Genomic DNA, 25505 nt, shown 5'->3' on the forward strand with positions numbered 1-25505 from the left:
CAGGTTAAAATTTCAGCGCGCTCGAGCCATGGCGCGGCCGGAGCGGGCGCTCATGCGTTTTGCGGTCCGGAGAACCCGCGCAACGTGCGGGTTGCAAAGGTAATTAGCGCACGGTCGCGCCGTCCGAGTGGAGCACGTGTCGGAGCAGACTCGCGAGCATGTCGGCGGAGTAGGGTTTGGGCAGCAGATGGCGGATTCCGCACCCTGCGGCGCGGGCGGCATCGCCATCTCCGTGGAGACCGCTGGACGCGATGATGGGGAGGGTGGCATCGATGCGCCACAGCGCCGCGACCAGGGCCGGACCGTCCATGACAGGCATCATCATGTCCGTGATCACGACCCGCACCTGCTCGCGGTTCAAAGCGAACAAACCGATCGCATGCGAGCCATCCTCCGCGGGGAGCGCGCCGTAGCCGAGGCTCTTCAGCGTTTGCACGAGGATTTCGCGAGTGGGGGTGTCGTCGTCGACCACGAGCACGAGTTCGCCGTTGCCACGCGGGAGCTCCTGGGTGCCGGGACGCGCGGCGGGCGGTGGTTCGAGCTCGGGCGGAACCGGCAGATACACGGTGAACGTGCTGCCCTGTCCCGGCTCGCTGCGCACATCCACGAAGCCGCCATGGCCGCGCGTGATGCCGAGCACGGTGGAGAGTCCCAGCCCGGTGCCCTTGCCGACGTCCTTGGTCGTGAAGAACGGTTCGAAGATGCGGTCGAGGATGTCCGCGGGAATGCCGCAGCCCGAATCCGTGATTTCCAACGAAACATAACGCCCGGACCGTGCGGCCCGGTGCATCGTCGCGAAGGCGGCGTCGATTTCGAGATTGCGTCCAACGACGCCGATCCGGCCTCCGTCCGGCATGGCGTCGCGGGCGTTCACACACAGGTTGAGCACGATCTGGGTCAGCTGCGTCGGATCGCCGGAAACGAGCCAGAGGTCCCGCGGCATCGACGTCGTGAGGACGATGTTCTTGGGAAACGTGGTCGCAGCGATCGACTCCACTTCGCGGACGATGTGATGCAGGTGCACCGCCACCCGGGCGCCTTCCACGCCGCGCGCGAACGACAGCACCTGTTTCACGAGGTCGCGGCCGCGCGTGGCGCTGCGCGCGATGGTGTCGACCACGCGCTTCAACTCCGGATCCGCCGTCGTCGGCGCCAGCAGCTCCACGCCAATCAGGATCGGCGCGAGGATGTTGTTCAGATCGTGGGCGATGCCACCGGCCAGCGTGCCGATGCTCTCCATCCGCTGCGTGCGAAAAACCTGTTCCTCGAGCGTCTTGCGCTCGGTGATGTCGACGATGACGGCGATGAAATACTTGGGCGCGCCGCGTTCGTCGCGCAGCAGTTTGGTGACGAGGCTCGCCCAGAACGGCTCGCCATTTTCGCGCCGGCAGCGGCGTTCGGACGTGTGCGCCGACTCTCCGCCCTCCAGGAGCGTCCGCAGCACGCGCGCGTGGTCGGCGCTTTCCTCCGGCGCGAGCAGGTGCGTGAATTCGCCCTGCAGGAGCGCTTCGCGCGGGCGACCGCACATCTCGCAAAGCTTGTCGTTGACCCGGAGAAAACGGCCCCGCGCATCGACGTGGGCGATGCCGACGGCGGCCTGCTCGAAGGTCGCGCGAAAACGCTCCTCGCTCTCGCGCAACGTCTCTTCGAAACGCGCGCGCTCGGCGATGTCGCGCTGCAGCACGCGATTCGCCTCTTCGAGCTGCAGCGTCTTTTCCTCCAGTTTTCGGATCAGCGTCTCGCTGTAGACCTTCAGCAACTCGCTTTCGGCGCCGGGCGGCGGCGGCATCGGTTCCGGGGGCGACGCCGGCGCTTCGAGCGCGCGCAACCGGCTGAGGAAATCCTCCGGCTCCGCGGGCTTCAGGATGAAGGCGTTGGCGCCGAGACTGAGCGCGAGACGCTCGTCCTCCGCTTCGGTGTAAGTCGCGGTGTAGACGACGAACGGGATCTTGCGCAGCCGCGGATCGGCCCGCCAGTGCCGCAGCAGCGTGTAGCCGTCCATCACCGGCATCAACAAATCGGATACAACCAGATCCGGCGGACGCTGCCGGGCCTTGACCAGCGCTTCCGCGCCGTGGCGCGCCGTTTCCACGTCGTAGCCGTGGCCGCGCAGCAGGGCTTGGAGATAATAGAGGTTCTCCTCCTTGTCGTCGACGACGAGCGAGCGTTTCATGGCGGGGAGGGGAGGAAGCGGGAGACTTCGGCGACGAAGGTCTCGGGGTTGATAGGTTTCTCGATGTAGCCGTTGCAGCCGGCGGCGAGGGATTTCTCGCGGTCTCCCACCATGGCGTAGGAGGTCACGGCGACGATCGGTGTGCGGGCGAGCGCCGCGATCGAGCGCAGGGCGCGAGCGACCGCGTAGCCGTCCATGCCGGGGAGCTGGATGTCGAGGAGGATGAGATCGGGGTGCTCCGCCTGGGCGCGGGCGATGCCGCCGGGCCCGTCGCATTCGGTGGTCACGCGGTAGCCGTGTTTCTCGAGCAGGAACGTCGCCAGGTAGCGGTTCTGCTCGTTGTCTTCGATGATGAGAATGTTGAAGCGCGGGGGCGGCATGAAATTTACAGAGGAAGGGTGACGGTGAAGACGCTGCCTTTGCCCCATTCGCTTTGCGCGGCGATGGTGCCGTCGAGGAGCGTCGCGAGCCGGCGACAGATGGCCAATCCGAGTCCCGTGCCTTCGTGCAGGCGGGCGAGGCCGGTGTCGACTTGCCGGAACGGTTGGAAAAGCGTGCCGAGGTCCTCGGCCTTGATCCCGATACCGGTATCCAGGACGGAGATCTCGGCCGCGGGGCGCGGCGGTGTGGAGGGATCGAGACGAAAATCCGGCCGCAGCCGCGCTTCGACGCGCACCTCGCCGGTGTCGGTGAACTTCACCGCGTTGTTGATGAGGTTGAGGAGAATCTGCTCGAAACGGCGCCGGTCGCTTTCCATGGCACCCAACTCCGGGGCGATGGCGGTGACGAGCTTCAGGCCTTTCCGGTCGGCGAGCGGCCGCACCGTGGCGACGACGTGTTCGAGTATCGCGGGCAGCAGGAATTTTTCCCGTCTGACCTCGAGCTGGCCGGCCTCGATCTTCGAGATGTCGAGCACGTCGTTGATCAACTCGAGCAGGTGACGCGCGCTGCCGCGAACCATGCCCAGCTGCTTCGCCTGCTCTTCGTTCAAGGGACCGGCGAGGCCCTGCAGGACGATGCCGGTGAAGCCGATGATCGAGTTGAGCGGCGTGCGCAGCTCGTGCGACATGGTGGCGAGAAACGCGGACTTGATCCGATCCGCCGCCTCGGCGCGCATCAGGGCCGACTTCAATTCGTCGGTTCGCTCGGCGACGCGGAGCTCCAGTTGCTCGTTGGCCTCGCGGAGCAGGGCTTCGGCCCGTTTCCGCTCCGAGATGTCCTGGAACACGATCGAGAGGCCGGACGCCGCCGGATAAATGCGGTATTCGAACCAGGCGTCGTGCCGCGGCTGATACTGCTCGAATTGCACCTGCGCCAGTTCGCGGGCCGCGCGTTCGCATGCGGGACGGAGGGTGGCGCCGAGATCTTCCGCGAACTCGCTCCAGAAATGCCGCCCGAGCAGATCCGCCGGCCGGCGCTGGAGGATGCGCGCGGCGCGATCGTTGACGAAGACGAAGCGGCCGTCGCAATCCAGCGCGACGAATGCGTCAGTGACGCTCTCGAGAATGTGATCCACCTGCCGCCGGGCGTTTTCGGCCTCCAGCCGGGCGGATTTTTCGGTCTCGTAAAGCCAGGCGCGTTCGGATTCCGCGGCGACCTGGTCGGTGATGTCGCGCACCGTCACGAACGCCAGCGCCTGCGTGCCATCCGCCGACGCGGTGGCCAGGCCGCTGTAGGCGAGGACGCGTTCCCACGGCCGGTCGCGACGTCGCACCCGCAGCACCAGGCGTTGGAATTTCTCGCCGCGTTGCGCGCGGGCCAGCGGCCAGCGGTCATGAGGCAGCGGCGTGCCGTCGGGCAGTGCGAGATCGAAGAGGCGGTGAAATTCGCGCTGGAGGCGGCGGCCTTCCACGGTGGTTTCGAAACCGAGCAGCCGCAGCGCCGCGGGATTCCAATACAGCAGGTCGCCGTCGCGCGCGGCGATCACGAGGCCCTCCTGCAGGTTTTCGACCACCGTTTGGAGCCGGCCCTGGACTTCGCGCAACGCGCTCTCGGCCTGGCGGCGCTCGGTGAGGTCGATCGACAAAACGAAGATGCCCTCGGGCACCGGTTGCACGCGCACATCGAACCAGCCGCGACTGCCGTCGCGGAAAGTGAACTCCGTTTCCTCGTGCGCCGGCTCGCGCTGTTCCATCGAGCGTCGAAGCAGCTGGAATACGGCGCTCGACTCGATGCCCGGCCACGCGGCGAGCATGGTGTGGCCGAGCAGGTCTTCGGCCGGTCGGCGGCTGTGCCGCATGGCGGCGGCGTTGACGTAAAGGTAGGTCCAGTCGAAGCCGATCAGCTGACAGCCCTCGAGGATGTTGTCCAAGGTGGTGCGATACCGGCGTTCGGATTTTTCCAACGCCTCCTCCGCCTGACGCCGTGCGCTGATGTCGATGCCCACGCCGACGAGACAATAGCGTCCCTCGAACTCGACGCGCCGGCCTGTGAAGAGATGCGGCACCGTCGTGCCGTCGCGACGACGGAGTGGCGCCTCGACCCAGGCCTCGCCGCGCGTGAAAACCTCGGCGATCCTTGTTTCGACACTCGCCTGATCCTCGAGCGGAAAAAAATCCCGCGGGTGCATCCGCCCCACCTCTTCGGCAGAATAGCCGGAAACTTCTTCGAAATTGCGATTCCAGCGCAGGAAACGTCCGGACGAGTCGTAGAAATAAAGGATGCCCGGCAGGCTATCGAGCATCGTGCTGGAAAACGCCTGTTCGCGCCGCGCGACCGCCTCGGCGCGGGACCGCGCCTCCGCGAGCGTGAGGTTCTCGAGTCCGAACGAAATATCCGCCGCCGCCTCGGTCAGCAGCGCGAGCTCGGCCTCGCGGAAAAAGCCCGCGGTGTCGGCGTGGACGTTGAGGACGCCGGTCGCCGTGCCTTGCAGCCGAATCGGAAAGAAGGCCGAGGCGCGGATTCCAGATTGGAGCGCGGTCCGGCGCCAGGGCTCGTCGCTGCCCCCGAGGCCGAGATCGTTGAACAGAAGTGGCTGTCCGTCGCGGAGCACGGTTTCGGTGGGAGCGTTTTCGGCCGTCGGCGGCCGGCGCTCGATCGTCACTGCGCGAAAACCGCCGTGCTCGCGCAAAGCGTCGCAGGTTTTCCGGCAGAGCTCGTCCGGAGTTTTCGACCAAACGATCGCCTGGTTGACCTGGCTCAGGGCGGCGTAGAGCCGGCTGATCCGCTCCAGTTCCAGTTCGTGGGCGGCGCGTCCCCGTTCCTTGTCGGCGAGCGCCTGATGGGCGCGCTCGATGCGCCGAAAGGTTCGCGCGAGCACCACAAACAGGACGGCGGTTGTCACCCCCACGAATCCGATGCCCTTGTAAACGCTCCACCGCAGCAGGGCGTCGGCATCCGGTGCGAGCCAGACGAGGACGCGATCGGAAAAATAGATCCAGCTGGCGGCGGCCGCCGCATACAGCGCAGCGATGGCCAGGGCTCGAGGCCGGCCGGGAGGGGGTAAGGTGAGCGGATCGACGATATGGGCGGGGGTGGCGCCGGGGTGCATGCGGTCAGAAGTAGACGTGTGTGTCCGCCGGGAGATGCGCCCGATGACGGGCGTGCAATCGGCGCAGCGCCGCTGACATTTGGGGGCTGGCACTTCCAGCTCCCGGATCCGCGACTTTCCGGCGGCTCACGACGACAACGTGAACGCGGCGGCGCAGACCGTCCTGGACAACGGCTGGACCTGTCATGGCAACCATCGTTGCGATGCGACAGCGGATGGCGACACCTTTCCGAAGGCGGAACCTTACGCGAGGAGCTGCCGCTGGTGGTCCGTCGACGAAAACGAAAAAAGCGTTCCGCCGCACGGGCGTGAACGCTGCGAAATGGTGCCCAAGGGGGGACTCGAACCCCCATGCGGTTAAGCACAGGCTTCTGAGACCTGCGTGTCTACCAATTCCACCACCTGGGCAAACGGGAAGGGGCAAGAGAATGCGCGGCCCCGAACGGGGCAAGAAAATAGATTCGTCGGCGCAAAACTCGCGGCGCGCCCCGGCCGCCGCCGTGCTTGCCGCGACGGCAGTCTTGATCAAGCCTCAGCGCATGGCAGTGCGCATTGTTCGACTCGGCACGCCGCGAGCTCCGGAAGAGGGCACGCGCATCGGCACCGTCCGCCGTCCGCCGCGGGGCGTGCCCAAGGAAAAATTCGCCTCCGACGACTGGTATGACGTCTGGTTTCCGAATCTCGCCCCGAGTTTGGAAACCATGAAGATCGCCCTTCAGGCCGAAACGCCGGCGGAGTGGGCGCGCTTCGCGAAGAAATACCGCGCCGAAATGGCGACGCCCGCCGCGCGGCACGATCTGCAACTGCTCGCGACCTTGTCGCATTCGACCCACTTTTCCGTGGGCTGCTACTGCGAGCGCGAGGATCGATGCCATCGCTCCATCCTGCGCGAACTGCTCGCCGCCGAAGGCGCGACGATCGCGTCGGCGTAAATCGGCCGTCGCTGCGAGCTGTGCCTCCGACCTGAATCGCCCGGATTCCCCTGGCGCGGAATCCGGCCCTTCCGTGCCGTCCGTGGGTTCGATGGGCTCTGTCTGCTCTTTTCGTGTATTTCGTGTCTTTCGTGGTTTCTCTTGCTTGAGTCGGGGGCGCCGGCTCAGGCAAACGACTGCCGCGAGTTCGTCTCGAGAAAGGACGCGATTTCCTCCGCGAAAATCTCGCCGAATTCCGCGCGTTTCTTTTCGCCCATCCCCGGAATCGTTTCCATCGCGTCGAGCGAGGTCGGGTAGTGGCGCGCCATCGCGCGGAGCGTCGTATCGCCAAACACGATATACGCCGGCACGCGGCGCTCGTCGGCGAGTTTCTTGCGCAGCGCGCGCAGCCGCTCGAACAGAATCTCGTCGCACGCGACCTCGCCTTCGCGGCGCACCACGCGCTTCGCCTTCGGCAGGTCCATCGGCTTTGTCAGCGTGATGGGCGTGCGTTTCACGAGCGCCGTCAGGCCCTCGCGCGTGAGCTCGAGCGTGGCGAATTCGCCTTCGGCGACAGCCACGTAGCCGAGGCGCGTGAGCTCGCGGCCGACGGCGGCCCACTGTGGCCGCGAGAGCTCGCCGCCGATGCCGTAGGTCGTGAGCCGGTCGTGACCCCAGCGGCGGATTTTTTCGGTGTCGGCGCCGGTGAGCACTTCGATGATGTGATTCAGGCCGACGCTGAACTGGCTGTTCTGCGCGATGCGGTAAATGCAGGAGAGAAACTTCTGCGCGACGAGCGTGCCGTCGTAGGTTTCGCGCGGTTCGACGCAGTTGTCGCACGCGGCACAGTTATCGATCGGAAACGTCTCGCCGAAATATTCCAGCAGCTCGCTGCGGCGGCAGCCGGAGCTCTCGGCATAATGGACGATCTGGCGGAGTTGGTTGCGCGCGACCTGCTGCTCGCGCTCGTTCGTCATCTCGTCGATGAAGTGGATCTGTTTCGCGATGTCCCCGGCGCTGAACAACAGCAGGCAGTCGCCCGGCAGGCCGTCGCGTCCGGCGCGTCCCGTTTCCTGGTAATAACCTTCGATGTTCTTCGGCAGGTCGTGATGGATCACCCAGCGGACGTTGGGTTTGTTGATGCCCATGCCGAAGGCGATCGTCGCGCAAATGATGCGGGTGTCGTCGCGGAGAAACTGCTCCTGATTCGTCGCGCGTTCCTCGGCGGTGAGGCCGGCGTGATACGGGCGCGCGGAGAAGCCGCGGCCGGCGAGCGACTCGGCCACGCGCTCGGTGGCGGCGCGGCTCGCGCAGTAGATGATGCCGCTCTCGTGTTCGCGTTTGCGCACGAACTCGATGATCTGCTTCAGCGGCTGGTCCTTCGGCACGACGCGATACGTGAGATTCGGCCGATTGAAACTCGCGACGAAGATCTCCGGTTCGCGGAGTTTCAGGTGCGCCACGATGTCGGCGCGCACGCGTTCGGTTGCCGTGGCGGTGAGCGCCATCGCGGGCACGTCGGGCAGCGCCGCGCGGAGCTTCGCGAGCTGGCGGTATTCCGGACGGAAATCGTGGCCCCACTCGGAGATGCAGTGCGCCTCGTCGATCGCGAGGCAGGTGACGTTCCAGCTCTTCAGATTCTCCTGCCAGCCGTCGAGCATCAGCCGTTCGGGCGCGACGTAGAGGAGCTTGAATTCGCCGCGGTGCAGCCCGCGCAGGCGGGCGCGGGCTTCCTCGGCGCCGAGCGAGGAATTGAGAAACGTCGCCGCCACGCCGCTTGCCTGCAGCTGGTCGACCTGATCCTTCATCAACGCGATCAATGGCGAAACGACCACCGTGAGTCCGGGCCGCGCGAGCGCGGGGAGCTGGAAACACAACGACTTGCCGCCGCCGGTCGGCAGAAGCGCGAAGACATCGCGGCCGGCGAGCGTGGACGCGATGATCTCGCGCTGCAGCGGACGAAACGTGCTGTAACCGAAGGTGCGCTTCAGGAGCTGGGCGAGATCGACGTGATCCACGGACATGAGCGCGTCATCTAGAAACGCGATGCGGGCGAACACACGGAAAAACGCTGCGCTGGCGCCGTCCGTAGGCGGAATTTTTTTTCGCGACGCGAAAAGCGTGCCCGGTTGCGCGGCCTACGCCTTCAATCCCAAAAACGCCGCGAGTTCGGCGACCGCTGGCGCAGCGCGATGCCCGCGTCGCACGGAACGTGACACGATCCGCAAACGGCCCGTTTCGCGCTCGGCTTTCGGATCGACATGACCGACGAGTTCGCCGCCGGCCAACACCGGCAACGCATAGTAGCCGCGCACCCGTTTACCGGGCGGCGTGTAAACCTCCCACGTGTAATCGAACTCCCACAACGCCTGCGTGAGCCGCCGGTCGTAAATCAAGGGATCGAGCGGCGCGATCAGCCGCGGCGTTGCCGGATCGTTCGGTGGCGATGTCCCCGGATCAGTCGAGCCACTCACGGTTTCGAGCAGCGGCAGGTCTTCGCGGAGACAATGCAGGAGCGGACAGCCTTCGACCTGCACCGGCTGGGCGGCGTCGCCGAGGGCGCGAACTTCCTCTCGTTTGAGAATCGCCAGTCGCCGCTGGCGAAGTTTCAGGTGTGCGAGCCAGCGCGTCGTGTCGTCGGCGGGCGGGACAGGCGCGGCGAGCGTATCCGCAGGCAGGATGCGTTCCGGGAGATCGTAAATGCGGCGCTGGCCCACGCGGTGGCTGATGAGCACGCGCCCGTGGAAGAACAGTTTCTGCAGCGTGGTTTTCGCCAAAGTGGCCGCGCCCCAGACGCGACGGGCGCGACCGGAATCCGCGAAATCCTCCGACGACAGCGGTCCGCGCGCCGCAATTTCGGCGAGGATGCGCTCCGCGAGCGTGCGCTCGCGCGGCGTGAGCCGGCCGGACCACGCGCCTGTCGTGCGCGAACGCCGGTGCATGGCCGCGAGGAAATGCGGCCAGGCGTCGAGCGGGAAGGCGGCGAGGATGTTGGTGTCGGGCAGATGATGCTCGAAGGCGCGACGCGCTTCCGCGGTCGGACGCGTTTCCTCGCCGTGCAGGTGTGCCATCAGACCGCCCTCGCGATAGTCGCGCACGCGGTTGCGGAGGATGAGATCGTGCATCCGGCCGCAGACGTTGATCGGATCGATCTGGATGTAGCCGTGGTGCTGCAGAGCGGCGCCGACGTCGGGCGCGGGCGTTTCGAGCAGCAGGGCCCGGAGCATGAACCGGCGGGCGGCAGGGCGGGAGAGCGGAATCGGGGACGACGAGGAAGTCACGCGAACGGCAGCCGACGCTGCCGCGGAGCCGGCAAAAAACAAGGCCGCGCAGCCTTTCGGCGGCGCGGCCCGGTGTGGGAGCTTACGATAAAGAGGGCTCAGGCGCAGGCGATCGTCGGACGACCGTAGCTGACGCGCGACGGCAGGAACCATTCGCCGGGCGCGGCGCCGGGCGCGAATTCCGGGCAGGCCTCGGCGAGAAGCGTGCGGAGGTTTTCGCGGGCGCGGGCGATGCGGCTCTTTACGGTGCCGACGTTGATGCCGAGCGTCGCAGCGATTTCCTCGTAGGAACGGTTGAGGACGTTGCGCAGCGTGAGGATCTCGCGATGGCGGGAGTCGAGTTTCTCCATGCAATGATCGACGAGCGTCGAGAACTCGCCCGCGGCGGTTTCCTGCGCCGGGTCCTGCACGACGTCGGCGACGAGGTCGGCGAACGTCGCCGCGCTATCCTCGCTCAACGCGCAATCGAGCGACAGGGAATCCTGCCGGCGGCGACGGAAAAAATACCAGTAACGGTTGCGCGCGAGGTTGACGGCGATGCGGTAAAGCCAGGTGGCAAGGGAGGAGTCGCCGCGGAAGTTCGCGAGTCCGCGATGAGCGCGGATGAACGTGTCCTGCGTGATTTCCTCGGCGTCCGCGTGGTTGCGGAGAAGACCCAGGGTGACGGTGAAGATCTTGCCGCGATAGCGTTCCATGATTTCGACGAACGCCGATTCATCGCCTTGGGCGAAACGGCGGACGAGTTCGTCATCGATGGCAGCGTCGGGAGTCGCGCGGCGAAGATTTTCCGTGTTGGCGGGCCGGGCACTCTTGGTGGAGGTGTGAACGTAGGCTGGCATAGAGAAGGTTGTGGTGAGGTTGAGCGCCCCTCCTATACCTCAGCGCGTGCCAGCGGGCTGGTGTCGTCGGCTAGATACTAATCATCAGTGACTTAAATTTTAAGCCATCAGTCTGTAACAGAGCCATCGGGCGTTTTGTCATGCAAAATGCCGAAGCCGCGAGGGTGATTCGCGCAAACCGCCTTGTGGCGGATCCCCGGACGCCGGACTCGGACGTAAACCGGAGCCGCCCCCGAGGGAAGCGGGACAAAATGGGGTGAAGCGGGGACGCAGAGAAAGACCCGCAAAATGCACATCGGTGCGCGGCCGCGGCGAGATTCCAGAGGGAAACGCGCGATTTTCGGCGGTGCGCTGGACCGTGCGGGGCTGGTCCAACGAACCCGGGTGGGGAACGCCGGCGTGGAGGGGGAGGCGAACCGCAGGCCGCGGTTTGAGAAAACTTTCTGCTTCCGTTTTGGGAGGCGAGGCCTACGGTTCCGCGTTCTGCCTGCCGCGGCCTCGTGCCGGGGGAGGCGACTGCGCCGGAGAGGTGGCAGAGTGGTCTATCGCACCGCACTCGAAATGCGGAGTGTCGAAAGGCACCGTGGGTTCGAATCCCACCCTCTCCGCCATTTCAGCCAGGATTTGGCTTTGGAGCATTGACCAGCACTCGGATAACGCGCACCTGCGGATCATCATGCCTTCGCTTCCAGACCCGCAGGACCATCGGCTGACGGCGCTGCGGACCTGCCTCCGGCAAAGCCGAATCTTTCGTGAGTTGTCGCCGGAGGATATCGCCGCCGTCGCGGAAGGATGCCAGCTGCGGAGCCTGCAAAAGGGCGAGACGCTGTTCCGCGAAGGCGAGCCGACGCAGGGATTCTTCATCATCCAGCTCGGGCAAATCGGCGTTTACTTCGTCACGCCGGAAGGCCGTGAGCAGATGTTCTCCGTGTTTCGCGCGCCGGAAAGTTTCGGCGAAGCGGCGCTCGTGTCGCTCGAAACCTATCCGGCCAATGCAGTCGCCCTCGACTATACCCGCGTGATCCTAGTGCGGAAGGCGCACTTCCGGGACCTCATCGCGCGCAAGCCGCAGCTCGCGCTGCAGATGCTGGCGTCGATGAGCCTGCACTTGAAGGAATTGCTGCGACTGCTGCAGAACTCGCGCGGCCGGCAGATCGAAGCCCGGCTGGCCGAGTGGTTGTTGCAACTGAGCCCGGCGGCGGCGGCCGGGTGTCCGACCGTGTTCGAACTCCCGGTGCCGAAAAAAGTGATCGCGGCGCAGCTCGGTGTGACCAGCGAGACGCTTTCCCGCACCTTCGCGCGGCTCCGCGACGAAAAGATCATCCGGGTCGTGCAGGCGAAGATCTTCGTCCTCGATCCCGCGCGGTTGCGCGACTACGCGAACGGCGCGGCGTGAATCGCACCGCGACGCGAAAACATGGGCTTCATCCCGCGACGCGTTTTACCGTCACGCTTGTTCTACGGCGCGTTGACCGATGGCTGCGGCGGGACGGCCGGTGGCGGGCGACGGTTTCGGGGCGCGGGCGCCGAACCGGAACAGCGTGACGGCGGTCGCGAGATAAACGACGTAGGCCAGCACCACCGTCAGCGAAGGCGTGCTCGTGTAGCCCAACAGGGTGCGCGCCACGGTGCCGGCGGCGGAGCGCTCGTCGAGCACGGCGCCTGAATTCCAGACCGGTTCGACGAGCGCGGGGATCCAGCCGGCTTCATTGAATTCGTGCACGCCTTTGCCCACCAAACCGGCGGCAAACAGGATCAGCAGCACGGTCGTAACCTGAAAAAAGCGCGCGAACGACAGCCGCGTGGTCGTGCTGAAAAGCAGCCAGGTCAGCAGGGCCGCGGCGGCGATGCCGCAGGCGGCGCCCGCGAGAGTCTGTTCTCCGTCGCCGCCGAAATCGGTGGCCGTCAGAAACAGCGCGAGCTCCGTTCCTTCACGCGCGACCGCCATGAAGGTCAGGGCAAACACGCCTCCTCCGCCCGGCAAGCGCGCCGCTCGCCGGACCTCGCCTTCGATGCGGTCCCGGATTCCGGCGCTTTGGCGCTTCATCCAGATCAGCATCCACGTCAGTAGGCCCGCCGCCAGAAACAGGGCCGATCCTTCCACCAGCGGCTCGGCCGCGCCCTGCAGCGTCCAACTCAGCGCGTGCAGCAGGAACGCGAGCGCGATGCTCACCGCGGCGGCGCTGCCGAGGCCGAGCCAGACGAAGCGGACGCACTCCTCGCGTCGCAGTTTTCTCAATACGCCCAGCACGAGGCCGATCACGAGCGAGGCCTCCAGCGATTCGCGCAACGACAGGACAAAACTCGGCAGCATGATTTTTCCTTGTGATGGTTAGGGACGCGAGGTGCCGCCCGGCGGGCGAGGAGGGAGATCAGGCCGCTCCCGGTTCGGGCGCATCGTTGCCGATCGCCTCGACGGGGCAGCCCTGCCGCGCTTCCTCCGCGAGCGCGATTTCTTCCGGAGTCTCCGGTTGTTTCTGGACAAAGGAGTAGCCGCCTTCGTCGTGCCGGCCGAAAATCGTCGGGGCCGTTTCGCGGCACAGATCGCAATCGATGCACGCGGAATCGACATACCACCGGCCGGGAACATTCTGGGAAAAACGGTCTGTAGGATTCGCCATGAGAATTTAGGTTGAGGCGTCCATCATAGCGCCCGCTGGCCGGTTCCGGAAATTCATAGGTCGTATCGATTGATGCGACGAATGCATGAGCGGATTGATCTGGATCAACCCGTGTCCGAGCGATCCGCGGCATGCTGGGGCCATGAATGAATTCCTGCCCACGGCGCCCTTCGACATCTACGAGCTGCACCTCTTCCACCTCGTGGCGCGGCACCGCAGTTTCACGAAGGCGGCGCAAATGGCGGGACTGACCCAGAGCGCCGTCACGCGGCAGGTGCAGGGGATGGAAGCAAGCCTGGGCGTGGAGCTGTTTCATCGCACGACCCGCACCGTCGATCTGACGGACGCCGGCCGAATGCTCGCCGAACAATCGGCGCGCCTCCTGGGCGACATCGACCGCACCTTGCGTTCGCTGCGGGAAGAGTTCGCCGGAGCGAACAAGGAGATCCGCGTCGGCGTGTCCCGCTCGGTCGGGCTCGCGTATCTGCCGGGTTTTTTTCACGCGAATCTCCGGCGGCTGGAGCGCGTGGCGTATCGGGTGTATTACAAGCCGAGCGCCGAGATCATGAGCGCGCTGGAGGCCAACGAACTCGACGTGGGCGTGCTTTGTCCGCCGCCGCGTCTGCCCCGGACCGTTCGCGTCACGCACCGTTTCACGGATACGTTTACGCTCATTGCGTCCGCCAGCGTCGTGCCGGAATTCGAGGCCGCTTTGCCGGAGCGCGCGGCGCGGCTGCGCTGGGCCGAGCGCCAGAACTGGCTGCTGCCCGACGAGCAGGCAAACACCGGACGCCGGCTGCGCAGCTGGATGATGCGTCAGGGCTGCCGCGCCGAGCCCGCGATGCTGCTCCCCAGCTTCGATCTCATCATCAACCTCGTGGCGCTGGGCATGGGCGTGGGCTTTGTGCCGACGCGTGCGCTCGCCCTTTATCGCGGCAAGCGCACCTTGCGACGATTGCCCTGGCCCGAGCGCTTCGTCCGCGAACTCGTGGTGCTCGTGCGAGAACACCGCCGGCTCGCTCCGCACGTCGAGCAGTTCGTCGCGAATGTGCTCTTTTGATTTCGAAACGGAATCCGCGGCGAAACCGCAAATCGCCTCGAGCCTTGATCCGGATCAACCCTGCATGCGGCGGTTTGGGTTAAGGTGGGCTTCGCCAGCGCGATTCGCGCGCGTTCGCCCCCCTTTCCCATCATGAACCAACCGATCACTACCGAAACCACCGTTGCCGAGATCGTGCGTGCCGTTCCCGGACGCTCGCGCCTCCTGGATCAGCTCGGCCTCGATTATTGCTGCGGCGGCAAGAAGTCTCTCGCCGATGCCTGCCGTCGCAAAGGCCTCGACGCCGCGACCGTCGTCGCGCTCCTGAATGCACTCGACGCCACGCCCACGGACCGCGACGGCGACGGCATCAACCCCGACAAGCTCACGCTTGCCGAGCTGTGCGACCACATCGAGCGCGTTCATCACGAGTATCTGCGCCAGGAGTTGCCCCGGCTCGATTTCATGACGCGCAAAGTGGCGGCAGTGCATGGCGAACATGAACCGCGGCTGCTCGAGATTCGCGACACGTTTGCGGACTTCGCGGTCGCGATGGCCTTGCACACCGAGGAGGAGGAGAAACTCGTGTTTCCTGCGATTCGTCGGCTCGGATCCGCCGCGGCGGTCAGCGACACGAGCGCCGCTCCCTTGAAAACGACGCTCGAGAAACTCGAGTCCGACCACGATCGCGCCGGATCCGCGCTGGAGCGGCTCCACGCGTTGACCGACAATTTCAGCCCGCCCGAATGGGCGTGTAACACGTTCCGCGCCCTTTACGACGGGCTGCGGGAACTCGACTGGGAAACGCACCAGCACGTGCACAAGGAAAACAACGTCCTGTTTCCCCGCGCGCTCGCCACCTGCGGCGCGATGTGAACGGCCGCTCAGCCGGCCGGGTCCGGCGTTGTCACGGGCCGACCCGCAACGAAAGGAAAACATCATGATAAAGATCGTTCGATATACGACCCTCGCCCTGGGTCTTGCATTTGTTCTGACGCCCGCCGCGTTGCGGGCGCATTGTGACACGCTTGAAGGACCGGTCGTCTCCGCCGCGAGAGACGCCTTGAAATCGCGTGATGTCACGCCGGTGTTGAAGTGGGTGCAGCCGGATGACGAAAACGCCATCCGCGATGCGTTCGCCCGCACCTTGGTGGTCCGCCCGCAGTCGCCCGCGGCGGCCGAACTCGCCGACACCTGGTTTTTCGAAACCTTGGTGAGAATCCACCGCGCCGGCGAGGGCGCTCCGTTCACCGGTCTCAAGTCGGAAGCGACCGCGGAACCGGGAATTGTCGCCGCCGACCACGCTCTCGTCTCCGGCAAGCTGGACGATGTGGCGGCCGACACGACGGCCCCGCTGCAGACCGCCCTCAAGACGAAGTTCGAACGGGTTCGCTCCTTGCAGGCGCACGCCGACCATAACGTCGCGGCGGGCCGGGAGTATGTCGCGGCCTACGTCGACTACGTTCATTTTGCGGAGCGCCTGGCCGCACTCGCGATCCCCAGCGCGGGTCATGGCGCCGAACACGCGCATTAGTCAGCAAACCAGGCTCTCGTGCTGACTCCGGGAGCCCGAAATTGATCGGCGATCCTGTTCGGTGAATGGGATCGCCGATCGCCGTTTCAGGGCCGCTCGCGCAAACGCCGATAGCTTAGCGCGTCGACGATCAACGGCTGCGCCGCGTTCTCCGCGTTGGGACGGATTTCGATCTTTGCGCCGGGTTGGAGCGTGAACTCGCCGAGGCTTGTCCAGCCAGACTCGCTCGCCGGATTGAGGGCGACCGTTGTCACGCGTCTGGCGTCGGCGATCGTGTAGCGCGCGGCGCAGGCGTCCTTCGTTCGCCAGACTTTCAGTTCGTAGCGCGCGCTGCGGGGGACAACCAAACTCCAGCGCGCCACAGCCGCGGCATCGACCGAACGTCGGCACAGCGCGCTGTAGCTTCCCGGAATCGCGGCGAACTCCCACGCGCCGCTCAGCAGCTGAACCTCGAGATCGTCGCTTCCGATCACCGTGTCGGAAGGAAATCCTGGAGTCAGGTTCGACGCATAAACCGGTTCCAATCCAGCTTGGGCGATGATCGCCTGCGCCGCTTCCGGCCAGGAGCCGTTTGCCGCCAGGTGAGGCGGTTCGACGACATTGTTCGTTCCGTCGTTGCGCCAGGCGAGGGTGTCGGCGTAGTTCGCGTCCACGCGGTTGTCGCGGATGTTGGGATTCCAGATAAACAGCCAGCGGATCGCGTCGCTCACGACGTTGTGGTGAATATGAAACCCTTCCGTGAACTGGTCCGGATACAGCGCGCCGCCGGCTTTGGTGTTCCGATCGGGCGTTCGCATGCCGTCGAGCACGTTGTGCGCGATTTCCGAATCCGGTTGCCGGTCAGTCGTGTAAATGCCGCCGCCGTCGTCGAGCCGGCGCATGTAGTTCGTGATGCGATTGTGCATGATGCGATTCGCGCGCGAATCCGGCGGGGCGGGCGGGTTGCCCCAGCCCCAGCCCTGGCTGATGCCGGTGTAGGGGATGGCAGTGATCTCGTTGTGCGCGATGAGCGAGCGGTCCGTGTAGTAGCCGAGAATCGCGACCGATCCGAAATACTCCGCGCCGATGTGGGCGATGAAGTTGTTCACGATCCGATTGCGCCGTGGAAATAGCCGCGGATCGTCGGGCCGCGCCGCGTCCTCGCCCAATTCGATGCCGCCGGCGGACAGATCCACGAAGACGTTTCCTTCGATCACATTGTCGTTGCCGCCGCCGGTGAACATCACGCCGGTGCCGCCGAGCCGGGCGAAACGGCAGCCACGCACCACGATCCGATCGGAGGTCGCCGCCTGAAACGCCGCCGGCACGCGATCCTTGCGCTGCTCGTGCCGGTACTGCGGATCGACCGCCTGCGCGGGCGCCGCGGGGACGAGCGAATTGGCCTGGACATCGACGAAGCCGAAGCGATTCGGCCGCGTCCAGCCGGTGTGCGTGAACGTGATTCCCTCGAAACGCAGGTGCTGCACGGGCGACTCCGGTCGGCCGGCGAGCACGATCAGGTTTTCCAGCTCGGGACGGACGATCTCCGCGGTCGCCGGATCTTCGCCCGGCCGCGGCCGGTAAAAAAGCGCGCCGGCCGCGCGATCGAGAAAGAACTCGCCGGGCGCATCCAGAAACTCGCGCGCGTTTTCGATCCAGTAGTGCCGTCCCCGATACACGCGGTCGCCCTGGGGCTGGTGGGTGACGGCGTCCCATTCCGGCTCCGCGATCGCCGCCCGCAGGTGGCCGGGTAGATCCGACTCGGCGAGGCGCGCCAGCCGCAGCCGCTTGTGCATCCACGCAATCAATACGGAAAACTCGATTTCGTCCGGCTGGACGCGCACTCCCGCGAGCAGCCCGGCCGGGATATCGAAGCCGTCCGCCGCCTTCTCCGTGTCCAGCTGCAGCATCGCGCCGGCGTTGGGCGTCCGCGCTCGCGTGGCGCGGTGCCCGTTTACCCACAGCTGGCGAAAATCGATCCCGCGGTCGACTGCCGCGCGATAGGCGCCGTCGGCTTCGCGCGTCCAGCCGGTCACCCGGCGTCCGCCGCTGAGCACCACGGTCGCGTTGGCGGCGGCGCGATAGACGACATCGAAGCCGCCTTTCCCCGAATCGGCGAATTCAAACCGCACCGGCTCGCCCAGCACATACGTGCCGTCATGCAACTCGACGACGAGGTCGCCGTGCAGTTCGTTGGTTTCGAGATGCGCCCGGACGGCGCGGCGCGCGCGATCGATCGTCGCGAACGGCGCGTCCGCCGAGCCGGGGTGCGCGTCGTCGCCGAGCGGCGGAGGCGCGACATGAAAGCGCGGCGGATTCGCCGCCGCCGCGGCGGACGCAAGCCCGAGCAAGAAGAGGAGGGAACGGAGAATGGGTTTCATCGAGAAACGAGCAGGGTGGAGCGCGCACGCCACAGCAGAAACGCGGCGAAGGGATGCAGGCAGGCGAGCGCGCTGAAAACCGAGATGTAGCCTGCATGTTCGATCAACGGTCCTGCGATGAGGTTCATCAACAAGCCGCCGCTCGCCCCCACGGCGCCAAGCAGGCCCGCGATCGTCGCGGCAGAGTGGCGCGGAAAGACGTCGGCTACGAGCAGCCCCTGGCCGAAGAACCAGATCTGGCACACGATCGCCACGAGCGAGATCAGCACCAGCGCCCAGGCGACGGACGGCGCAAAGGTCGTGAATGCGCCCACCGGCGCCACGAGCGCCGCCGCCGCGAACATAGTGACGCGCACGCGCACCGGCGCATGGCCGCGGGCCACGAAGAAATCCGTGGTCCTGCCGGTGGCCATCACCGCGGCGGACGCCACAAACGACGGGATCCAGCCGATCCAACCGAGTTGCGTGAGCGAGACGCCGAGGCGTTCCTGCAAGTAGCCGGGCAACCAGAACAAATGGAAATACCACACCGGATCGGTGAGCGCGCGCGCGGCGAGGAGCAGCCACACGCGCCGATCCGCGAGGATCGCGCGCAGTGGCGGCGGTGGTTCGGTCGATTCTTTCTCGGAGGCAGGCACGGGCGGATTGCGATCCGCGCTCCACCAGGCGACGGCGAGAAACAGTCCCGCGACGCCCGGGATGATGAAGGCGGCGTGCCAGCTATGCCAGCCGGTCAACACGGCGACCAACGGCGGTGCGAGAATCGCGCCGACCGTCGTGCACGGACTCAGCAAGCTCCACGCAAACGCACGCCGCTCGGGCGGGAACCACGTCATCATCACGCGTTGAATCGCCGGAAATGCGCCGGGCTCGGCCGCGCCGAGGAGCGCGCGAGCCGCGGCCATCTGGCCGAAATTCTGCGAGAGCCCCGAGAAGACGTTGGCCAGCGACCAGACTGCGGTGAACAGCGCGAGGCTGACGCGCGTGCCGAACCGGTCGACCAACCGCCCGCTGATCACGTAAAAGACGATGTAAGGCGCCATGAACGCACCCACCAGCCAGGAGTAGTGCGTGTCGGTGAGGGCGAAATCGACTTTGATCGTCGCCTTGAGGATCGAGAGTGTCTGGCGGTCGAGGTAATTGAGCAGCCCGATGCCAAACAGCAGCACGAGCAGCATCCAGCTGCGGCGGGGAAGAGTCATGGGAATCGAGGCGCTCGCGCGCGAAGAAGGGGTGGAAAAAGACGCAACACGGAAGAACAACGAAGACGAACGGCGCGGTTGCTGAAACCGTTCAGTGCGCGGGCCGATGCGCGCGACGGCGGTCCGGTCGCGGAGGCTACGTCACGGCCGCCGCGGCGTGTTCGTGCCAGTCGCCGCGGATCTGCACGTATTGCGGGTGGTCGGGACGACCGAGGGTCCGGCTTTGCTCGAGGCCGGTCACGAGGTCGACCGCCGCGCGCGCCGCCAGGTCGTAACGTTGCTGGATGCCGGGCAACGCGAGCGGATCGCCCGCCCGCCAGTTCGCGCACCAGACGCGGCCCTTCGCGTGCAACGCCTTGAGCTGGGGTCCGGCGAGTTCCGGCCACATTTCCCGGCGCAAAAGCAGAATGCCGTCCGGATCCTGCGATCGCAGCCAGGACGAAAACGGACGCGCGCCCCGCAGGTCGAGCGCGTAGATCAGGCTGCGCGCCTCTTCCTCCTCGGGATGATGGGTCATGAAGGCCGCCTTCACCGCGCTACCCGTGCGCTGGTTGATCTCCTCGGTCAACACGATCGCGGGCCGCCTGACGCCGACGGCGGTCATGCGCTGCAGGCATTCGCAGACGGCGTGATAATGATCGTGCGCCACCCGGTGCAGTTCGACAGGCCAGCGCGCATGGCCGAGCACGACGCAGGCGAAATTCTCCCAAGCCAGCGCATAGTCGGCCGCGACGCCCTCGATGCTCGGCGAAAAAATGACGCTTTGAATTCCGCGGGTGCGGAGGATTCCGCTCAGCCGTGCGCCGCTCAACTTGTCTTCATCGGGCCAGAATTCTTCGAGATGATAGCCGCGTAACTGCGCCCGCGCCGCGGCACCCTCGCGCACTTCCCTGAAAAAGTTGTCCGTGCGCGTCAGCGCGCGTTTGCCCTGCATCCAGACCAGCGCGATCCGTCCGGAGGAGTTCACCGCGCGTCCGCGACCGATGTGCGCCATGAGCGCCGAGATCTGCGGATCGGGCCGGTAACCGAGCTGCTCGCCGATGGCCTGAATGCGCCGGCAGGTTTCCGGTGGAATGCTCGGATGATTCCGCAACGCGTAGGATACGGTCGACACCGCCACGCCGGCCTTGGCGGCGATATCCTTGATGGTGCAGCGGCGGGGAGACGTCATCGACTGAACGAATTCAGTCGCCACTCGCGCGGGGCGCAACGGTGCAATCCGCCCGCGTCGTCTCACGGCTCCGCGCTTTCGACCAAAAGGACGCCGCTCAACGTCAACCGGTTCGCCGCGTAGCGATCCGGTTCCGCCAGCGTTTTGCCGGCCTTCGCCTTGATCGCGGCCTTGTCCACGGGTTCGGCGAGCAACTCGATGCGCGCACGATGCGGGCCGTCGGCCAAGGGCCGCGGATAAAACCACGGCCGCGGACGGCAGAACGACGGCGTCACATAATGATCGAAAAACGTGTCCGTCACCGGCTCTTCACCCTCGATCGTCACGCGGAATCGTCCGCTGTCCGGCGCCGCGATTCCGAGGAGGCCGAACGTCCGGCCGGAAAACTCCACCGTCAACGCCGCGCCGGCTTCCGCGGTCCGCCACGTCGGCGGCAGCAAGGCCTTCGTCGCACCGCGCAGATTCGGATCGTCCGGTGCGACGCGGGACCATTCACCTTCGCGGTCGAGGCTGCCGATCTCACGCAACGTCGCGTGACTCCAATTGTCGGCGTGCAAAGGCGCGGGCAACGTCGTCGGCTTCGATGCCGGCGCCGCGACCAGCGTGGGCCAGACCTGTTCGATCGCCGCGAAATAGATGCGGTGCCCGGCGGCGGTCGGGTGCACGCCATCGAGCGAAAACGTGCGGGGATCGTCGGGTGCGTCCGGAGCCTTGAACAGGAGCGTGCCCGCACTTACCCGCCGCGCGATCTCCACGCCGAAGTGAAGCGAGGGAAGCGCGTAGTGCCCGGCCACGCGCTCCATGGCCGCGGCTGCGACCGGAAAGCGGCCGGCCTCGAGGTCGGGCAGGCCTGGCGTGGAGACGGTGTAGACGAAAAAAATATCCGTCTGCGGATTCGCGCGCCGGGTCTGGCGGACGATGCCTTCCATCGTCCGCTCGATCCGGTCCGGCGGCGTCGACGCGTCGTTCACCGCAAATTCGACGAAGAGCAGATCCGGCCGATGCCGCAGAACGTCGCGTTCCAGCCGGCAGACGCCGAGATCCGAACCGGTGCCGGGCAGTCCGGCCGCAATCTCGACGACATGAAGTTTTGGATACGACGCCGCGAGATGAGCGGTGGTCAGGCTGCGCCAGCCGTTGGCGGCCGCGGTGATGCTTCCGCCAAGATACGCGACCCGTAATTCACCGTCGCCTCGTGTCGCGATGTCCGCCACATGCGGCAGTCCGCCGCGCCGGTGGAAGGCCGTGGCGGACGGTTGGGCGAGGGCGGGGGCAGCCAGCGCGGCGGCCAGCAAAAGGTGACGGAGAAATCTCATCGCGCGTCAGGAGGCGTAAACCCGGATTTCGAAGACGCGAGCGTGGGAAACACCGTGGGTGCGGTTCACGCGCAACTGCAGCCGGCTGGCGGCGACCGCCTCGGTCAGCCGGTGCACGCGCTTGCGGACAAGGTTGTCCTGCACCTCGAGCAGCACGCGGCCGTCGAGCAGGAGCTCGTAATCGCGCACCAGCTCGGGTTGCGGCCCGCGGATGAGTTTCCGCGTCGTGCTGTCGCTCGCACTGAGCGTCAGCTCGCGCTCGAAACCGGAATCGAAGGTCAGATGAACTTCCCGCACGGCCACCGGCTCCGACCATGCGAGCTCAAGCCACGCCGGCAGCGTCGCGGATTCCCAGCGGTGCGTCGCCCCGTCGGCCCACGGCCCGAAGCCGCGGAGAAGTTCACGGGTGATGCCATCCGTCACCTGCGCGGGCGCCCCGCGTTCCGTGGCGGATGAGGCGCTCACCTGCGAGCGGCGGGCGAGATCGGCGGCATCCTCGGCGCGGAAGGCCGGCAGGAAGGCGTCGTCGCGCAGCAGCACTTCCTGGAGGCGGCGAATCGCAACCGGATCGAAATACTCGGCGAGCGCGCGCGAGCCGAGCGGCGTGGCGAGCGCGGCGGCGGTGCCGATGGCCTGACCCATCACCGCGCAGGTCGCCATCACGCGCGTGCTGGCGAAGGCCACGTGTGTGGCGCTCATGTTGCGGCCGGCAAAGAGGAGATTGGCGATATTCCGCGATACGAGCGCGCGCAGCGGGATCGTGTAAAGGTGATCGAGGTGCGTGTGCTCGCAGGGCCATTCGTCGACGGCGTCGACGCCGCTCGGCGGGTGCAGGTCCAGTGGCCAGCCGCCATAGGCGACCGTATCCGGAAAAATACGACCGCTTTGCAGATCGTTTTGGGACAGGACGTGCGGGCCGAGGAAACGGCGCGACTCGCGTTTGCCCGGGAGGGCGCCGACCCATTCCAGCGCCCAGTTGGCCGAACCGGGATGGTCGCCGGAGTTTTTCACATAATCCCAGACGCCGAGCGCGATGCGCAGGAGCTCGTGCCGGATCGTGGCGTTGTCCTTCAACGTGTCGAGTTGCCCGCCCCATTCGGCCCACCAGTAGCCGTATTCGAAACTGTCGATCGGGCGGAACTTGAATTCGTTTTTTTGAAAACGGCGGATCCAGGACGGCGCGCGGAACGGCTGTGGCGTGTCGTAGCGGCGCGCGGTGAACAGGATCGAACTGCCAAGCGTTTTCCGGTCGGCGACGTCGAGCGCCAGTGACTCGCCGTAGTCGGATTTTGCCTCGCGCCCGACCGTGAAATCCGCGCCGGCTTCGACGCCGAGCCGGCCGTCGCCGGAACAGTCGGCGAAGACGTCGGCGCGAATGGAAAACGCATCCTCCGTCGACTGGCGGACGGCCTCGACGCTGACGATCCGTCGCAACCCGTCGGGCCGCGTCTCGCAGGTGCAACTCACGCAGTCCGTGTCGAGCAGCAGCGTGAGGTTCGGCTCGGCCATGACCTTCTCGTAAAGCAGCAGATCCCACTGCGAGTAGGACCGGTGGGGATTGCGCGCGGCGTCCTCGAGCCGAAGCTCCTCGATCAGACCGGATTCGCGCGCGCCGGGCCGGCGGCCGTGAATGTCGGCGCCGACGACGTGCATGCGAATCTCGCTGGAGGCGTTGCCGCCGAGGACGGAGCGGTCCTGGATGAGGATGACGCGACGGCCGTTGCGGGCTGCGGCCAGAGCGGCGCAAACGCCGGCCAGGCCGCCGCCCACGACGAGAAAATCGGTGGAAAGCTCGTGACGAGTCATGAGGACGAAAAGTGAAGGGGCGACGGGACGAAGGCACCGCGCCAGCGATGCGTTGGTCCGGCCCGCCCGTGGGAACGGTGGATCGCAACTTTGCGGCGGTCCGGCCGCGTCGCGATTCGCCGCCTACTGAAATCGCTCAGTGAGCGGGCGCGTCGCTCGTCAACGAGGCGAGAAAACGATCGGCAATCGCGAGGGTTTCGCCCCGCAGCGTTCCGCCGCCGGCGCGATAGGAATAGAGCGGGTGCCCCTGGCCGGGAAAGACCGTCACCTCGCACCGCGCTCCGCTTTCACGGGCGAGGGTTTGAAACGTGTGCACCGTCGTTGCCGGGACCGCCGGATCGGCGCCGCCAACCAGGATCAGCGTCGGCGGCAGCGGCCGTATTCCGGCGCGGAGGAGATGAAGAGGGGAGAGTTCTGCGAAGCGCGGCCCGAAGCGTTCGTGGCCGTAGCCGTCTGCGCTCGTATCCAGAATCGGATACCAGAGCAGCAGCGCGTCCGGCCGCGCCGAAACGGCAGGCGCGTTTCCCGGGCGAGGCTCGTCCGCCGCCAGCGCGGCCGTCAGGGCCAGATGGCCGCCGGCCGAAGCGCCGGCGGCGTAGATTCGTGCCGGATCGACGCCGAGCTCCGCGGCGTGCGTGCGGATCCACCGGAGCGCCGCGCGCGCATCGGCCGCGCTTTCGAACGGAGTCGTGCCGTGCGTCGAGGCGATGCGGTAGTCGGCGCTGATCGCCACGAAACCGTTCGCCGCGAAATGCGCGCACTCCGGGTAAAATTGCAGCGGCGTGCCATGCGTCCAACCGCCGCCGAAAAAGAACACGATTGCGGGGCGCGGGCCGGTCGCCGACGCGGGGGACGCGGGGTCGAAAACGTGAAGCTGCAGCGTCGTGTCGCCGATGGTTTCATAGGTGACGCGGCGCGGTGCGAACCGCTGTGCCGGCGGCGGGAGGACGCGTTGCAGCGCGTCGAACCAACGTTGCGCCATCTTTTCGGCGCCGCGCGCGTTGGGATGAACTTTGTCGGCAACAGTATCCGTCTCCCAGTCGAAGCCGCTCGCCTGATCGACCAGCACCACGCGTTGGTCGGCGCGGTCGAGTCGCGCGGCGAGTTCGGCGAGCGCGGCGTTCAGTGCGGGAAGGTAAGCGTATTTCGGCAGCTTGCCGGCCGGGATCACCTGCGCGAGCAGCACGGTGACGCGCGGATTCGCGGCGCGAAACGCAGCGATCAGTTTTTCCGTGGCGGCGACGATGCCGGGCACGGGCTGCTCCTCGACGGTGTGATTGTGGCCGCTGTGCAGCAGCACGATGTCGGCGGGCTGCGCGGCGAAATGCGGCGGCACTTCGGTGGCCAGGTATTCGGTATTCTTGCCGCTGTAGCCCTCGTGCGCGAGCGGACCGATGCGCGTGGGTCGCGTGCGCGTGCCGACGAATTCGACGACGTAGCCCGCGCCGAAAAGTTTTTCCCAGAGGGAAAACCGGTAGCTCGTGAAGAAGTCCGCGCCCTCTGTGATCGAGTCGCCGACGGCCATGAGGCGCACCGGTGTCGCCGGGGACGTCGTGGCGGCGCCGGCGGCAGACGCCGGCAAAGGCAAAACGGCAGCGCCACCGCAGGCGAAAAGAAGGAAGGCGAGCAAACGTCGGGGCATGCGCGTGATTACCATCGGACAAATCCCACCTCCGACCGCGTGTCTGCTGAAATCGTTCGGGATTTTTTGCTCCTGGTCCGATTGCTGAGCGATTTCAGTAACGCAGCGGTTCCCGGGCCT

The 25505-nt window shown here is 66.3% G+C and carries 19 protein-coding genes and 2 tRNA genes; 6 read left to right on the forward strand and 15 right to left on the reverse strand.

Features of this window, described 5'->3' with window-relative positions; translation table 11 throughout:
* Positions 1–103 precede the first annotated feature (103 nt).
* From AC6RV7_RS06380 to AC6RV7_RS06395, 4 genes are all read right to left on the reverse strand, one after another.
* Positions 104–2173, reverse strand: a complete 2070-nt coding sequence (locus AC6RV7_RS06380; protein ID WP_500093079.1) for an ATP-binding response regulator — start codon at positions 2171–2173, stop codon at positions 104–106.
* Complete coding sequence (locus AC6RV7_RS06385; RefSeq protein WP_500093080.1) at positions 2170–2553, reverse strand: response regulator; 384 nt, start codon at positions 2551–2553, stop codon at positions 2170–2172. Before AC6RV7_RS06385 ends, AC6RV7_RS06380 begins: the two co-directional genes overlap by 4 nt.
* A 5-nt stretch (positions 2554–2558) precedes the next feature.
* Positions 2559–5663, reverse strand: a complete 3105-nt coding sequence (locus AC6RV7_RS06390; protein WP_500093081.1) for a PAS domain S-box protein — start codon at positions 5661–5663, stop codon at positions 2559–2561.
* A gap of 323 nt (positions 5664–5986) precedes the next feature.
* Positions 5987–6071, reverse strand: a tRNA-Leu gene (locus AC6RV7_RS06395).
* A 131-nt stretch (positions 6072–6202) separates the two neighbouring features.
* Here AC6RV7_RS06395 and AC6RV7_RS06400 point away from each other — a divergent pair.
* On the forward strand, positions 6203–6595 hold the full coding sequence (locus tag AC6RV7_RS06400) for a DUF488 domain-containing protein (RefSeq protein WP_500093082.1): 393 nt from the start codon (positions 6203–6205) through the stop codon (positions 6593–6595).
* A gap of 164 nt (positions 6596–6759) precedes the next feature.
* Here the strand turns inward: AC6RV7_RS06400 and recQ are convergent, their stop codons facing one another.
* From recQ to AC6RV7_RS06415, 3 genes are all read right to left on the reverse strand, one after another.
* Complete coding sequence (gene recQ, locus AC6RV7_RS06405) at positions 6760–8598, reverse strand: DNA helicase RecQ (protein ID WP_500093083.1); 1839 nt, start codon at positions 8596–8598, stop codon at positions 6760–6762.
* Between the two features lie 114 nt (positions 8599–8712).
* Complete coding sequence (locus AC6RV7_RS06410; RefSeq protein WP_500093084.1) at positions 8713–9855, reverse strand: DNA glycosylase AlkZ-like family protein; 1143 nt, start codon at positions 9853–9855, stop codon at positions 8713–8715.
* 98 nt (positions 9856–9953) lie between these two features.
* Positions 9954–10694 carry an RNA polymerase sigma factor gene (locus tag AC6RV7_RS06415; protein ID WP_500093085.1) on the reverse strand — a complete coding sequence of 247 codons (741 nt, stop codon included), beginning with the start codon at positions 10692–10694 and terminating at the stop codon, positions 9954–9956.
* A 523-nt stretch (positions 10695–11217) separates the two neighbouring features.
* Here AC6RV7_RS06415 and AC6RV7_RS06420 point away from each other — a divergent pair.
* Together AC6RV7_RS06420 and AC6RV7_RS06425 are read left to right on the forward strand one after the other, a co-directional pair.
* A tRNA-Ser gene (locus AC6RV7_RS06420) sits at positions 11218–11305 on the forward strand.
* A 65-nt stretch (positions 11306–11370) separates the two neighbouring features.
* Complete coding sequence (locus tag AC6RV7_RS06425; protein WP_500093086.1) at positions 11371–12090, forward strand: Crp/Fnr family transcriptional regulator; 720 nt, start codon at positions 11371–11373, stop codon at positions 12088–12090.
* 51 nt (positions 12091–12141) lie between these two features.
* On the opposite strand, the gene AC6RV7_RS06430 is transcribed toward AC6RV7_RS06425, so the two are convergent.
* Both AC6RV7_RS06430 and AC6RV7_RS06435 read right to left on the reverse strand, forming a co-directional pair.
* Positions 12142–13008, reverse strand: coding sequence for an FTR1 family iron permease (locus AC6RV7_RS06430; protein WP_500093087.1), 867 nt, complete (start codon positions 13006–13008; stop codon positions 12142–12144).
* Positions 13009–13066: 58 nt separating this feature from the next.
* Positions 13067–13315, reverse strand: a complete 249-nt coding sequence (locus tag AC6RV7_RS06435) for a ferredoxin (RefSeq protein ID WP_500093089.1) — start codon at positions 13313–13315, stop codon at positions 13067–13069.
* A 142-nt stretch (positions 13316–13457) separates the two neighbouring features.
* Here AC6RV7_RS06435 and AC6RV7_RS06440 point away from each other — a divergent pair, with 142 nt between their 5' ends.
* The 3 genes from AC6RV7_RS06440 (at position 13458) to AC6RV7_RS06450 (ending at position 15888) form a co-directional block, all read left to right on the forward strand.
* Positions 13458–14375: a LysR family transcriptional regulator gene (locus tag AC6RV7_RS06440; RefSeq protein WP_500093090.1), complete on the forward strand. Its 918-nt coding sequence runs from the start codon at positions 13458–13460 to the stop codon at positions 14373–14375.
* Between the two features lie 132 nt (positions 14376–14507).
* Positions 14508–15230 carry an iron-sulfur cluster repair di-iron protein gene (gene ric / locus AC6RV7_RS06445; protein WP_500093091.1) on the forward strand — a complete coding sequence of 241 codons (723 nt, stop codon included), beginning with the start codon at positions 14508–14510 and terminating at the stop codon, positions 15228–15230.
* A 64-nt stretch (positions 15231–15294) separates the two neighbouring features.
* On the forward strand, positions 15295–15888 hold the full coding sequence (locus AC6RV7_RS06450) for a DUF6448 family protein (protein WP_500093092.1): 594 nt from the start codon (positions 15295–15297) through the stop codon (positions 15886–15888).
* Positions 15889–15974: 86 nt separating this feature from the next.
* Here AC6RV7_RS06450 and AC6RV7_RS06455 read toward each other — a convergent pair whose 3' ends face one another.
* The 6 genes from AC6RV7_RS06455 to AC6RV7_RS06480 form a co-directional block, all read right to left on the reverse strand.
* Positions 15975–18248 carry a right-handed parallel beta-helix repeat-containing protein gene (locus AC6RV7_RS06455; RefSeq protein WP_500093093.1) on the reverse strand — a complete coding sequence of 758 codons (2274 nt, stop codon included), beginning with the start codon at positions 18246–18248 and terminating at the stop codon, positions 15975–15977.
* The gene (locus tag AC6RV7_RS06460) at positions 18245–19450 is read right to left on the reverse strand and encodes an MFS transporter (protein WP_500093094.1); all 1206 of its coding nucleotides are present in this window, start codon (positions 19448–19450) and stop codon (positions 18245–18247) included. Before AC6RV7_RS06460 ends, AC6RV7_RS06455 begins: the two co-directional genes overlap by 4 nt.
* Positions 19451–19586: 136 nt before the next feature.
* On the reverse strand, positions 19587–20621 hold the full coding sequence (locus tag AC6RV7_RS06465; RefSeq protein ID WP_500093095.1) for a LacI family DNA-binding transcriptional regulator: 1035 nt from the start codon (positions 20619–20621) through the stop codon (positions 19587–19589).
* 62 nt (positions 20622–20683) lie between these two features.
* Positions 20684–21937, reverse strand: a complete 1254-nt coding sequence (locus AC6RV7_RS06470) for an SGNH/GDSL hydrolase family protein (RefSeq protein ID WP_500093096.1) — start codon at positions 21935–21937, stop codon at positions 20684–20686.
* A gap of 6 nt (positions 21938–21943) precedes the next feature.
* Positions 21944–23743: an FAD-dependent oxidoreductase gene (locus AC6RV7_RS06475; RefSeq protein WP_500093097.1), complete on the reverse strand. Its 1800-nt coding sequence runs from the start codon at positions 23741–23743 to the stop codon at positions 21944–21946.
* A gap of 136 nt (positions 23744–23879) precedes the next feature.
* Complete coding sequence (locus tag AC6RV7_RS06480) at positions 23880–25385, reverse strand: alpha/beta hydrolase fold domain-containing protein (RefSeq protein WP_500093098.1); 1506 nt, start codon at positions 25383–25385, stop codon at positions 23880–23882.
* Between the last annotated feature and the right edge of the window lie 120 nt (positions 25386–25505).

This window comes from Opitutus sp. sgz309028, assembly GCF_059821195.1.

Excerpts from the sequence above, each read along its gene's own strand:
- AC6RV7_RS06460 (WP_500093094.1), bottom strand. The coding sequence starts at position 19,450 with ATGACTCTTCCCCGCCGCAGCTGGATGCTGCTCGTGCTGCTGTTTGGC.
- AC6RV7_RS06440 (WP_500093090.1), top strand. The coding sequence starts at position 13,458 with ATGAATGAATTCCTGCCCACGGCGCCCTTCGACATCTACGAGCTGCAC.
- recQ (WP_500093083.1), bottom strand. The coding sequence starts at position 8,598 with ATGTCCGTGGATCACGTCGATCTCGCCCAGCTCCTGAAGCGCACCTTC.
- AC6RV7_RS06465 (WP_500093095.1), bottom strand. The coding sequence starts at position 20,621 with ATGACGTCTCCCCGCCGCTGCACCATCAAGGATATCGCCGCCAAGGCC.
- AC6RV7_RS06415 (WP_500093085.1), bottom strand. The coding sequence starts at position 10,694 with ATGCCAGCCTACGTTCACACCTCCACCAAGAGTGCCCGGCCCGCCAAC.
- AC6RV7_RS06470 (WP_500093096.1), bottom strand. The coding sequence starts at position 21,937 with ATGAGATTTCTCCGTCACCTTTTGCTGGCCGCCGCGCTGGCTGCCCCC.
- AC6RV7_RS06425 (WP_500093086.1), top strand. The coding sequence starts at position 11,371 with ATGCCTTCGCTTCCAGACCCGCAGGACCATCGGCTGACGGCGCTGCGG.
- AC6RV7_RS06390 (WP_500093081.1), bottom strand. The coding sequence starts at position 5,663 with ATGCACCCCGGCGCCACCCCCGCCCATATCGTCGATCCGCTCACCTTA.
- AC6RV7_RS06385 (WP_500093080.1), bottom strand. The coding sequence starts at position 2,553 with ATGCCGCCCCCGCGCTTCAACATTCTCATCATCGAAGACAACGAGCAG.
- AC6RV7_RS06435 (WP_500093089.1), bottom strand. The coding sequence starts at position 13,315 with ATGGCGAATCCTACAGACCGTTTTTCCCAGAATGTTCCCGGCCGGTGG.
- AC6RV7_RS06400 (WP_500093082.1), top strand. The coding sequence starts at position 6,203 with ATGGCAGTGCGCATTGTTCGACTCGGCACGCCGCGAGCTCCGGAAGAG.
- AC6RV7_RS06480 (WP_500093098.1), bottom strand. The coding sequence starts at position 25,385 with ATGCCCCGACGTTTGCTCGCCTTCCTTCTTTTCGCCTGCGGTGGCGCT.
- AC6RV7_RS06380 (WP_500093079.1), bottom strand. The coding sequence starts at position 2,173 with ATGAAACGCTCGCTCGTCGTCGACGACAAGGAGGAGAACCTCTATTAT.
- AC6RV7_RS06450 (WP_500093092.1), top strand. The coding sequence starts at position 15,295 with ATGATAAAGATCGTTCGATATACGACCCTCGCCCTGGGTCTTGCATTT.
- AC6RV7_RS06430 (WP_500093087.1), bottom strand. The coding sequence starts at position 13,008 with ATGCTGCCGAGTTTTGTCCTGTCGTTGCGCGAATCGCTGGAGGCCTCG.
- AC6RV7_RS06455 (WP_500093093.1), bottom strand. The coding sequence starts at position 18,248 with ATGAAACCCATTCTCCGTTCCCTCCTCTTCTTGCTCGGGCTTGCGTCC.
- AC6RV7_RS06475 (WP_500093097.1), bottom strand. The coding sequence starts at position 23,743 with ATGACTCGTCACGAGCTTTCCACCGATTTTCTCGTCGTGGGCGGCGGC.
- ric (WP_500093091.1), top strand. The coding sequence starts at position 14,508 with ATGAACCAACCGATCACTACCGAAACCACCGTTGCCGAGATCGTGCGT.